The organism is Testudinibacter sp. 'clade 2' (genome assembly GCF_006227735.1).
Classification (GTDB): Bacteria; Pseudomonadota; Gammaproteobacteria; order Enterobacterales; family Pasteurellaceae; genus Chelonobacter.
Genome location: NZ_VDHB01000259.1, coordinates 1 through 593, shown reverse-complemented (window position 1 = coordinate 593; position 593 = coordinate 1). Strand labels below are relative to the sequence as shown.

The window sequence follows — 593 nt, the reverse complement described above, 5'->3', positions numbered from 1 at the left end:
AATCGTGTTTTGTTGTGTTTTTGTTCGAATAAAAATTTTATAACTTGTGAAACCGACTCCGCTTTTAATCTGATTAAATAGCGGGCTATTGAGCTTTTCGATTATTGCTAAGCGGCTTGGTTCGGTGAAAACTTCATAAAAAATTGTTCGGGTGAATTTATTCGAAAAACCGATTTTTATCATGCTAAATCACCATCACGATAACCCATCATTTCGATCAATTCTTGTTTTGTTTTGGCTTGGCGATAATTTTTTATTTCTTCTGCTTCAACATATTCTGTTAAGTGCGGTTTGGTTGCAAAGAATGTGAGGCTTTGCTGAATTTGTTGTTGCTCTTCTTTATTGCAAGTGTAGGCGGAAAGCGCTTCTTCTTGTAGCTGCGCTGCTTTTTCCAAAATCAGGTTCTTGATAAACTGTTTCATGGAAATATCTTGTTTGAATGCAAAATCTTTCACAAGGCGGAATGTTTCCAGATCTAAAGAAACATTGAGTTGTTTGTTTTTTCCATTGTGATTAACCAAATTGTCCCGATGCAATTCCATCTTAATATCCTCTCAATAAGACCCTATAATAAGTTTAGACTGCTGACAAAG

At 35.2% G+C, this 593-nt stretch carries 2 protein-coding genes; both read right to left on the bottom strand.

Annotated elements, in window-relative coordinates; all coding sequences use genetic code 11:
- Nucleotides 1–183, bottom strand: a 183-nt coding sequence (locus FHQ30_RS13510; protein ID WP_500692282.1) for a hypothetical protein, incomplete at its 3' end; no start/stop codon positions are given.
- A complete protein-coding gene (locus tag FHQ30_RS13110) occupies nt 180–542 on the bottom strand; it encodes a hypothetical protein (protein ID WP_139611846.1) in 363 nt (120 codons plus the stop codon). The genes FHQ30_RS13110 and FHQ30_RS13510, both read right to left, overlap by 4 nt.
- Nucleotides 543–593: the final 51 nt, after the last annotated feature.